Origin of the sequence: Veillonella parvula (genome assembly GCF_032577575.1) — a bacterium.
Lineage (GTDB): Bacteria > Bacillota > Negativicutes > Veillonellales > Veillonellaceae > Veillonella.
In genome coordinates, this window is the sequence record NZ_JAWFVO010000002.1 from 18,154 (window position 1) to 28,762 (window position 10,609).

Annotated in this window: 9 protein-coding genes and 1 riboswitch; all 9 genes read right to left on the reverse strand. The window is 37.2% G+C overall.

From position 1 onward, the window contains the following. Window positions 1-573 precede the first annotated feature (573 nt). The 9 genes from E7K77_RS03995 to E7K77_RS04035 all read right to left on the reverse strand — a co-directional run bounded on the left by E7K77_RS03995 (window position 574) and on the right by E7K77_RS04035 (window position 10,382). The gene (locus tag E7K77_RS03995) at window positions 574-1,545 is read right to left on the reverse strand and encodes a biotin-dependent carboxyltransferase family protein (protein WP_443084079.1); all 972 of its coding nucleotides are present in this window, start codon (window positions 1,543-1,545) and stop codon (window positions 574-576) included. A 37-nt stretch (window positions 1,546-1,582) separates the two neighbouring features. Then, on the reverse strand, window positions 1,583-2,326 hold the full coding sequence (pxpB, locus tag E7K77_RS04000; RefSeq protein WP_325306289.1) for a 5-oxoprolinase subunit PxpB: 744 nt from the start codon (window positions 2,324-2,326) through the stop codon (window positions 1,583-1,585). 74 nt (window positions 2,327-2,400) lie between these two features. Continuing rightward, complete coding sequence (locus tag E7K77_RS04005) at window positions 2,401-3,597, reverse strand: NRAMP family divalent metal transporter (RefSeq protein ID WP_325306290.1); 1,197 nt, start codon at window positions 3,595-3,597, stop codon at window positions 2,401-2,403. Between the two features lie 141 nt (window positions 3,598-3,738). Next, the gene (locus E7K77_RS04010; protein ID WP_325306291.1) at window positions 3,739-4,506 is read right to left on the reverse strand and encodes a LamB/YcsF family protein; all 768 of its coding nucleotides are present in this window, start codon (window positions 4,504-4,506) and stop codon (window positions 3,739-3,741) included. Window positions 4,507-4,686: 180 nt separating this feature from the next. Next, complete coding sequence (locus tag E7K77_RS04015; protein ID WP_325306292.1) at window positions 4,687-4,962, reverse strand: thiamine phosphate synthase; 276 nt, start codon at window positions 4,960-4,962, stop codon at window positions 4,687-4,689. 4 nt (window positions 4,963-4,966) lie between these two features. Continuing rightward, window positions 4,967-5,164, reverse strand: coding sequence for a sulfur carrier protein ThiS (gene thiS / locus E7K77_RS04020; RefSeq protein WP_325306293.1), 198 nt, complete (start codon window positions 5,162-5,164; stop codon window positions 4,967-4,969). A 23-nt stretch (window positions 5,165-5,187) separates the two neighbouring features. Next, window positions 5,188-6,492, reverse strand: a complete 1,305-nt coding sequence (gene thiC / locus E7K77_RS04025) for a phosphomethylpyrimidine synthase ThiC (RefSeq protein ID WP_325306294.1) — start codon at window positions 6,490-6,492, stop codon at window positions 5,188-5,190. A gap of 78 nt (window positions 6,493-6,570) precedes the next feature. Beyond that, a riboswitch (TPP riboswitch) is annotated at window positions 6,571-6,678 on the reverse strand. 77 nt (window positions 6,679-6,755) lie between these two features. Continuing rightward, window positions 6,756-8,909 carry an ATP-dependent Clp protease ATP-binding subunit gene (locus E7K77_RS04030; protein WP_325306295.1) on the reverse strand — a complete coding sequence of 718 codons (2,154 nt, stop codon included), beginning with the start codon at window positions 8,907-8,909 and terminating at the stop codon, window positions 6,756-6,758. Between the two features lie 273 nt (window positions 8,910-9,182). Then, window positions 9,183-10,382, reverse strand: coding sequence for a type I restriction enzyme HsdR N-terminal domain-containing protein (locus E7K77_RS04035; protein WP_322352827.1), 1,200 nt, complete (start codon window positions 10,380-10,382; stop codon window positions 9,183-9,185). Between the last annotated feature and the right edge of the window lie 227 nt (window positions 10,383-10,609).

Sequence of the window (10,609 nt, forward strand, 5' to 3'; positions counted from 1 at the left end):
GTATATCAAAACCTTTAATACACTATCAAGCATTTTCACCTATTTTTCACAATTTCAAGCATCACAAAAATAGCTTAGCAATGCCTTTTATGGTGATTCATATCACATAATCATATAAAATACGGGCTTATTTTATACCATACTGAAGAGATAAAATGAATATAAACTCATAATCAATTATTTAAATTTCATTTATGAGATTATATATACTAAAAAAACATGTATGCAACTAGATATTATGGACTAAGTTACATGTCATCACTGTAGATATAATTAATTCATTAAATTTTTATAAAGCTTTATATGTTCTCCTTTAATCAATGATTGAGTTACTAAACCTTTCAAAAAATATACTCAGATTATTGTCGATTAAGTTGAACCTCTTATACATCACTATTATCCTGTTATACAGCATTTAACTTATCATGTATTACTTTTAGATTATTATGCTTCAGTTTTTGTCAACATTTAATCGAATTCGTCTTACATTACATAATAAAAAGCTATCTCATAGAAATCACAATCTACGAGATAGCTTTATTACTAATTTATATAATTAAATTAGAGAACAAATTAGCTTACTTTAAAAACATATAAACTTTGTTCGTGTGCTAATTGTATTCGCTTATGCAAACGTCTAATATATGTGCGATATATTTCTTGTGCTTCTTCAACGGATATAATATCAAAATGAATTCCGTCCCCTACCGGCAATTGGCTTAACCTAGGTAAATCGGCGGTAATGACAGTACCAATCTTTGTATAGCCGCCCGTTGTTTGTCGGTCCGCCATGAGGATTATTGGATTTCCATCTGACGGAACTTGAATAGAGCCAAATACAGCACCATCAGAAATAATGTCTGCACTATCGATATGCTCTATAACAGGACCATCTAAGCGGAAGCCCATGCGATCACATTGCACAGTCAACGTATATATTTTACTACCAAAGGTCTTGATTCCTTTCTCTGTAAAATACTTTGTTTGATTCCCGAGAACAACACGCAAAGGTTCGTGACACTCACGACCGCCGCGGTTATATAAAGCGGTATTAAATAATTTATGAGTTCCATAGAAGTCGCACACATTCACTTCGTCTCTAGTAAATGCTTTAATGCCAAACTGATCGCCCGCTTGTAATGAACGCCCCTCAAAACCACCTATTTTAGCCTTTGTATGAGTGGATACGCTACCGTTAATAGCAGGAACATCGACACCACCAGAGAAAGCAATATACATACGCACGCCACATTGGCTGAAGCCACCAGAAATGATATCCCCTTCGTGACAAATAAAAGGTATATATCTAGGCACGACTACATTGTTAATGGTTGGGTGCATGTCGGCCCCTGTAAAAGCAACAATACATGTACCTTGAACAGTTAGCGTAGGAGGTAACACAGTACATTCTAAAGCACCTAGAGGTTCCTTGTTTCCTACTAGAGCCTGTCCCAAGAAATAGCTTTCACTATCCATAGGACCAGCCACAGGCATACCATATTGTTGAAAGCCTACGCGGCCAGAATCTTGAATCGTAGTGTACATCCCTGGCGCATCTACGCGGATTAAAGCAGCCTTAAACTCATTTATACCCACGTAACTCACCCACCTCTACTTCATACATAGACGGAATATATTCCATACCCAAGGATTTAATCCTATGGAATTCGTTTTCATCGATAGACACATAACGAACGTAGTCTCCGGCTTGCAATAGTGCAGCTTGTTTCTTAGACATGTCATACATAGTCACAGGTGTACGTCCAATAATCTGCCAGCCCCCTGGAGAATCTGATGGATATGTACCAGTCTGTTCTCCCGCAATACCTACAGAGCCGGCAGGGATCAAAGTTCTTGGCGAAGACAACCGCGGAGTTGCAATGCGAGGATCCATTCCACCTAAGTAAGTAAAACCAGGAATAAAACCTAACATATAAACCAAATAATCTGTACCACTATGAATGGATACAACCTCAGCTTCACTTATATGATTATGAGAGGCTACAAAGCCTAGATCTGGACCATACTCACCACCGTATATGGTTGGGATTTCAACAATTGTAACACGTTCATTTGCGCTGTCTGTTACAGATTCTTGTAATATAGGATTAAGAATTCTACAAATGTCGGAATACGTATATACCATTGCATCATATTGAACAAGCAATGCACAGTATGTAGGAACTAGTTCAACAATTCCATCTAGTTGTAAGCCTTTAATCTGCTCTATAATTTGTCGGATTTGTCGATTAATCTTTGGATCGATTACTTGACCAAAATCAATAGAGATAGCGCAATCCCCTACAGGTGAAATTGTAGGTTTCATATGTACCTCCTGCTATAACTAGAAAGGACCATCACATTCAAGCCGAACGTAATGGTGCTTTCACAGATAATTAATTAACCTAGTAACTTAGCAATGCCTTTTAAAGATGTAACACCAATATAAGATGTTACGAGCACTACAATCCAACCGGTATAATATAAAAGTTTATTGTGTTTATATGCCCCTACGATTTCGGATTTATGAGTAGCAACGAGCATAACTGCCAACGTAACAGGCAAGATTAAACCGTTTACAGAGCCCGCTAAAATCAATAGAGATGCTGGTTTACCAATAAAGATTAAGATACATGTAGAAATAAAAATAAACGCCATAATAGTCAATTTTTCATTTCTTTCTACAACTTTAAACAATGTTTTTAAAAAGGATACTGATGTGTAAGCAGCCCCTACTACAGAGGTCAATGCGGCACAGAAGAACACTATACCGAATAATTTATGACCGATTTCACCAGCGCCGAGAAGAAATGCAGAACCAGCTGGATCCTTAGAGTCTAATACAACCCCCATAGATACCACACCAAGAACAGCTAAGAATAATAATATACGAACTAGCGCATCAACAGACATGCCCATAATCGCTGCACGACGTACATCCTTTAAATGTTCTTGACCTGTAATACCAGCATCAATGAGGCGGTGACCACCAGAGAATGTTATATATCCACCTACGGTCCCTCCAATAAGAGTTATCGTAGCAAGCCATGGATAATTCGTAGGTACTATCGCATGAGTTACTGCTGTACCTACTGGAGGATTTGTTGAAAAGGCTACATAAGCAATAAGGACAAGCATAACCGTACCGAGTACTTTAGCCGTATTATCTAGAACACCACCCATCTTCTTGGATGTAAATAATAAGATGCCCAAAATACCACTAATAGCGGCCGCTGTTGTTGTGTCAATTCCAAATATAATATTGAGGCCCATAGAAGCACCACCAATATTACCGATATTAAAGGCCAATCCACCAAGGGAAATTAAAAATGCCACTATATAACCAAGGCCTGGCAATACCTTATTCGCAATATCTTGACCACGCATTTGGGATACCCCAATAATCGTCCACACATTAAGCTGTGCAATAATAGAGAAAATAACGGATACAACGATAGCAAATGCAAAGTCTGCTTTCAACTCATTTGTAAATGCTGCCGTTTGTAACATAAATCCAGGTCCAATGGAAGACGTGGCCATTAAGAAAGCTGCCCCTAGTAGGACAGAGAAACTCGCTTTACCTGTAATTGGTTTCATAGGAACCTCCACATATAATAATTAATTGATGCCATACTTATTGCTTAAAGCTCATACTTACATGTAATACTTACTTTTAATACTTATATTTGCATTTTTGTTGGAATTAATTAAGCATTTATTTTAATGTATTTAATAGCGTTATCGGTGTTGAAAATTCGCCACCGTTACACCAGCTTTTGTGAGCCCCTCCCGAATATATCTTGTGAAAGCTATCGCTTCTGGGTTATCACCATGAACACATACGGAGTCGGCCACAATATCAATGATCTTCCCCGTATTAGTAACAACCTTACCCTTTGTAGCCATCATAAGAACTCGGTCTAAAGCCTCTTGCGGGTCTTTAATGAAAGCACCTACTTCTGTACGAGGGACCAATGTTCCCTCCTCTGTATAGCCACGATCGGCAAACACTTCCTGTATAACAGGAATACCTCGTCGCTGTGCCTCTTGAGCAATATAGCTACCACTCAATACCATGGCCGCGATATTAGGATTTACCGCTTGTAAACCATCTAAAATTGCATCGGCTAGTACAGGCGTAACACAGGCTGTATTGTAAAAAGCACCGTGTAACTTCATATGCTGTAAAGTAATGTCATAACTATCACAAAAAGCTTGAAGTGCACCTAGTTGGTACATCATATAGGCTTTTGCCTCAGCAGGACTTACTGCCATCGCACGACGACCAAATCCCATCAAATCTGGATAACCAGGATGCGCCCCTACGGCAACTCCTTTTTCTTTACATATACAAACAGTCGCATCCATAATAAGAGGATCTCCAGCGTGCCAACCACAAGCAATATTAGCACTCGTTACGTGATTTAATACTTCATTATCCATGCCTAATGTATAGTTACCAAAACTTTCGCCTAAATCACTATTTAAATCTACATAATGAGACATATACTATTACCTCTCCATCTTCATTTATTTTATAAATTCTATAGAATATTGAATTTAATGATACGATTATACTAAATAAATCGATGTGTTAGCAATGATTTTTATCATGTATACAAAATTCTTTTATAGCCAAAAACCACAAGATTATAATCTTGTGGTTTGTATGTAAACTCAATTTTTTTATCTGACTTTCCTATATCCAGTCATAAGCTCATAAACCGTATTTTTTATATTGTCCGACTCTGTTATTTCAGAAACGGCACAAATAAAATCGGGATGCGCTTGCCAAACGATATCAGCATTTGTCGTTTTAATCCTCCCAATAGCAACAATAGGAAACTTACTAAATTGCTTTGCCCAATATACATAAGAAATTCCTACAGGATTAGCATTGGGTTTTGTCTGTGTAGAAAAAATAGGCCCTACCCCAATATTACCTATAGTAAATGTATCCAATATATCAATTACCTCCTACAAAGCTAACGATTTCTAATCTGTCAGCAGCCGTTAATTTAGTGGTTGTATATGCTTCCTTACTAAGAATCTCGCCATTAAGCTCAACTACAAAGTGTTTACCAGAATACCCTAATTCATCAAAAACCAAATGAAGTTGCTCACTTGAAACAAGCTTTGGTTCTCCATTAACAATCAAGTCCATAATGACCTCCTATATGAAAAAGCTTATAAAATATCAATATATTCTTCTTGTAAAGCTTTATTCATACTGCGTACAGCACAAAACTTGCCACACATCGAACAGGTTTCACTATGGTCTTCCTCCGGAGCTCTACTTTCACGAATAGAACGAGCCCGTTCCGGATCAATGGCACAAGCATATTGTGCCTCCCAATCGAGAACTTGACGTGCCTTAGCCATAGTGTCATCTATATCTCTTGCATTAGAAATACCACGAGCAATATCTGCAGCATGCGCCGCTATTTTGAAAGCCATAATTCCATCTTTTACATCATCTGCATTTGGTAAGGCTAAATGTTCCGCTGGTGTAACGTAGCACAAGAATGCCGCTCCATGCATACCCGCTACAGCACCACCAATGGCAGCTGTAATATGGTCGTAACCGGGAGCAATATCTGTGACGAGCGGCCCCAACACATAGAAGGGCGCTCCATCACACAAGGATTCTTGTATTTCCATATTCATTTGTATTTGATGTAAAGGTACATGCCCAGGTCCTTCAATCATGGCTTGTACACCATATTGTTTCGCTCGTTTTGCCAATTCACCAAGCCTCACAAGCTCTTCAATTTGACACACATCAGTTGCATCCGCCAAGCAACCTGGACGACAAGCATCACCCAAAGACAAAGTAACATCATATTCTTTGCAAATCTTTAAGATTTCATCAAAGTATTCATAGAATGGATTTTCATGGCCTGTCATGCTCATCCATGCAAATACCAAACTCCCTCCGCGGCTAACAATATTAAGCAACCGTTTATGATTCTTAATTTGATCTATTGTTTTTCTCGTAATACCACTGTGGATAGTAATAAAATCTACACCATCTTGAGCGTGTAATCGAATAGTGTCCAAGAAGTCTTGAGCCGTTAATTCACCCAAATCTTTTTGATGATGAATGACACTATCATAGATAGGCACCGTGCCAATCATTACTGGCGATGTCTCGATTAATTTACGTCTGAAAATACGAGTGTCACCATGAGTGGAAAGATCCATGATCGACTCTGCTCCAAGTCGAATGGCTCGATTAACCTTTTTAATTTCGCTATCATAATCAGTGACGTCTTTCGATGTACCTAAATTAACATTGACTTTCGTTCTAAGGCGTTTGCCAATCCCCTCAGGCGAAATACTAGTATGTTGCTTGTTACAAGGAATAACAACCTTTCCTGCTGCCACTAAGGAACGTAACACCTCTTCATCCATACGCTCTTTTTCTGCGACTACTTTCATTTCCTTCGTAACTACGCCAGCCACAGCCGATTCCAATTGTGTCATAAACATTTTTACATCCTCCTATATAAAAGACATATATAGTTAGGTATGCAAAAACGGGTATCGAACAAAATGATCGATACCCGTATTAAGTATTAGCGTGCTTCCTACGCGGGCATGATCCCGATCAGGTATAAAGGTCAGGTGCTCGCAGCCCTTTCTCAGCCTATATAATAGGCTCCCTTGCATACTCACTATATAATTATACTATTATTATTACTACTTTATTCAGATTTGTCAAATGATTATTCCGACACTTTTACGTCTATTATTTATTTCTCAGCCTTATCTTGGTCTTTGCTATCATCGGAATCTGCTTTTTCAGAGATTACAATATGACCATCCTTAACATCGGCAAGCAAGTGTTTAGCATCGATGTGATCCAAGTAGAAATCAGTTACATTATCGCGGATTTCAGATTCGATAACACGACGTAATGGACGAGCGCCCATAGTTTTGTCATATCCTTGTTCCATCAACAATTCTTTAGCTACATCAGTTACATCAAGAGTGATGTCTTTCTTAGCCAAAGTCTTATTAACTTGATCGAGCATCAAATCTACGATTTTTTTCAAATCTTCTTTGCTCAATTGATTGAACTCGATAACTGCGTTGAAACGGTTTAAGAACTCAGGACGGAAGAATGGAGCGATGCGTTCCATTACATCTACTTTATTTTCATCATCATTGTCATTGCCATAACCGAAACCTGCATTGGATGTAGCAATGATAACAGTATTTTTAAAGTTTACTGTGTTACCTTGACCATCTGTTAAACGACCATCGTCCAATACTTGTAAAAGTAATGTAATAACTTGAGGGTCTGCTTTTTCGATTTCATCGAATAATACGATGGAATAAGGATTACGGCGTACGCGTTCAGTCAATGTGTTAGAGTTATCTTCATAACCGACATAACCAGCTGTAGCGCCAATTAATTTAGATACGGCTGTGCGATCACTGTATTCGGACATATCCAAACGAATGATTGCATCTTTGTTACCGAACATATCTAGAGCTAATTGTTTAGCTAATTCTGTTTTACCTACGCCAGTAGGACCTACGAATAAGAAGCTACCAATTGGACGGTTGCCTTCATCAAAGCCTGCACGGTTACGACGAATTGCTTTAGATACAGCTTCTACTGCTTTATCTTGACCAATTACATGAGCTTCTAAACGAGATTTCATGTCTTTCAAGCGCTCGATATCAGACGCCCCCATTTGAGATACAGGAATACCAGTCATTCTTTCAACGGCTTCTGCTACGTCGTTTACTTGCGCTACTACTTTTTGATTTTCTGTATGGTTATCAAGCTCTGCTTGTAACTTTTGAATACGCATTTTTTCATTGATTGCAGATTCATAGTCTTCTTTTTGAGCATATTCCTCTTGTTTTGCTTTAGCATCTGCAATATCGGCTTCCAATGTTTTAATATCTGTTACAGGATGTTGAGATGCCAAATGAGCTGCTGTTACATCGATTAAGTCGATAGCTTTATCTGGCAAGCTACGTTGCGGAATATACTGTACGGAATAATCTACAGCGGCTTTCAACACCGCATCTGGCAATTCAATGTTATGATGCGCTTCATACAATGGACGAATGCCTTGTAAGATTTTGAAAGTATCTTCTGCAGATGGTGCATTGACCTTAACTTCATTGAAACGGCGAGCAAGAGCTGCGTTTTTCATGATTGTGTTACGGTATTCATCTTGTGTTGTAGCACCGATAACTGTCATTTCACCACGGGACAAAGCAGGTTTTAAGATATCTGCCAAGCCTTTGGACCCTTGACCATCACCTGTGGACCCAGCACCCAAAATTTGGTGAATTTCATCGAAGAACAAGATAATATTGCCTGCGGCTTTTACCTCTTTAATAAGGTTTTGAATGTTTTCTTCGAAGGAACCACGGTATTGAGTACCAGCTTCCAATCCGGAAATATCGATGGAAATGATTTCTTTATTTTTAATAGCTGCTGGAACGTCACCATTTACAATAGCTTGTGCCAAGCCTTCTACTACTGCAGTTTTACCAACACCAGCATCACCTACAAGTACAGGATTATTTTTAGTACGACGTGCTAAGATTTCTGCTGTTTCTTGGATTTCTTTGTTACGACCAATTACAGGATCGAGTTTACCATCACGAGCTTGTTGAGTTAAGTTTGTCCCCAAACGAGCAAGGATGCCATCTTGTTTAATTTTACCTTGTTGCGCAGCTTGAGCAGCTTGCATTTCCTCATTAGATGGTAATCGACCAGTTTGACGATAAAACGCAAATTCTTCTGGAGTTACTTCGCGACCATTAATCTTATAACTACGTCGTTCCGTGGAGTAACCACCCATATTACCCATCAATTGATTAAACAAATCATTCATGCTAGAAAATTCATTACCAAAGTTGTTAAAGTTGTTGTTCATATATTTTACCCCCTCATACATCATAGAATTTAACTATTTGACTAATACTATTTTTACTGGGTTTATTTACCCTACGACATTATAATAAACCTCAAAAGTCAAAAAGTCAATATATTAAAGTATGATTTTTGACTTTTATTTTGACTAATTTGATTTATGAGGAAAGAATGTAGATAAATACTGGATTTATAAGACGCGATTAAAATTGAACTTTTGAGTGATTTATTATAAATACAAAAAGACCATTCGATGAATGGTCTTTCATTAACAATATTACTTTGATTTTTTATATTCTGCTCTAAATCCATCACGAAGTACTGCATAGCGTAGTAAATTCCTTATAAAGGATTGTACATTAGGATTTCGCCACTCTAACAAACGAGACCTATCTAGGCAACCTAAATGTATTCTATCATTTTTTACTAATTCAGGAGCTCTTTTTTGAACATAAGCAAGTAATTCTTTTTTAGGTAACGCTCCATCTCGCCCTCTTGTTATAGCACCATTGTGTGTAATTTCAATCATATTAGTATCGCTATCAAACTGACAAAATTTATCCAAATTCAACTGTAATGAATGATGTCTAGTCTCTTTATTTGTTATAGATATATTCAATTGAGTTCTACCGATGCTATTGCCCCAATGGGGATCATTTTCAGTATGTGCGGTAGCACATATACTAATCCCCAAAACCTGATCTTTCCCTTCATAATCCTGGGCGATAAATAAACGTGTCCAATTTTGATAAGACCCTCCTCCTCTGTTTCCAAAAAAAGTGAAGCCTCTAAAGCAATCTTCCATTACACCTATTTTTTCTAAAATCTTCGGAGATGAAATCTTCTTTAATAATAGTAAATTTAAAAAATTAAGGTAAAACTCATAATTTTCTTCAGGACTATCCTCCCCGATATATCCCATATTCAAAAATTTATTTTGCAACCTTTTTGATTTGATATCCTCAAACGTATATGGTTTATCTTTGTTTGCCTTAATAAACTTCACTTTAGATTTTAAAAGCTCTTGATAAGTCGGAATTTTATTGACTTCTTTATATCTACCATTCTTAAATTGATAAACCACAGCATTGATACCATTAATAAGCATGATATATTCAGCATCTAATACATCCCTATATCTTATCGCTTGATCTAATACCATATTACATTCAACATCAATATGAGAAGCTTTACACTCTATTACCAATAAAACTTCTTCTTGGTTATCATCACGATAAACGACGATATCTGCTCTACCTCGTAAACCGTTCTTCACATGGCACATAGGTTCTTCTACACGAATTCGTTCAATCGGTATACCAAGTTTCTTTTGTAAAAATATAATTGTTTTTTGTCGAACTTCTTCCTCCGGAGTTTTCTGAACCAAAAAGTAACGAATAGGATCAAAATAACACTTCTCATCTTGTTGATGTTCATGTAATTTTATTGAATTAAAAATACATTCTACATTCTCCATTTAATTTACTCCTTACAACACCCGCATAAATTCATCTATTTTTCATTTTTAACATTATATCATACATAAATATTAGTTGTCTTATAAAGGGACACTACAATTAAAAGAAAAAAGGTTCCGTATTTCAGTTGAGGCTTATCGACCATCAACTTCCTACGGAACCTTTTTCCTTTACGACATCGGATAACACTACAAGAATGTTATAACGAAATCATCATTTTAATTAC

Excerpts from the sequence above, each read along its gene's own strand:
- E7K77_RS04035 (WP_322352827.1), bottom strand. The coding sequence starts at position 10,382 with ATGGAGAATGTAGAATGTATTTTTAATTCAATAAAATTACATGAACAT.
- thiS (WP_325306293.1), bottom strand. The coding sequence starts at position 5,164 with ATGGACTTGATTGTTAATGGAGAACCAAAGCTTGTTTCAAGTGAGCAA.
- thiC (WP_325306294.1), bottom strand. The coding sequence starts at position 6,492 with ATGTTTATGACACAATTGGAATCGGCTGTGGCTGGCGTAGTTACGAAG.
- E7K77_RS04005 (WP_325306290.1), bottom strand. The coding sequence starts at position 3,597 with ATGAAACCAATTACAGGTAAAGCGAGTTTCTCTGTCCTACTAGGGGCA.
- pxpB (WP_325306289.1), bottom strand. The coding sequence starts at position 2,326 with ATGAAACCTACAATTTCACCTGTAGGGGATTGCGCTATCTCTATTGAT.
- E7K77_RS03995 (WP_443084079.1), bottom strand. The coding sequence starts at position 1,545 with ATGTACACTACGATTCAAGATTCTGGCCGCGTAGGCTTTCAACAATAT.
- E7K77_RS04010 (WP_325306291.1), bottom strand. The coding sequence starts at position 4,506 with ATGTCTCATTATGTAGATTTAAATAGTGATTTAGGCGAAAGTTTTGGT.
- E7K77_RS04030 (WP_325306295.1), bottom strand. The coding sequence starts at position 8,909 with ATGAACAACAACTTTAACAACTTTGGTAATGAATTTTCTAGCATGAAT.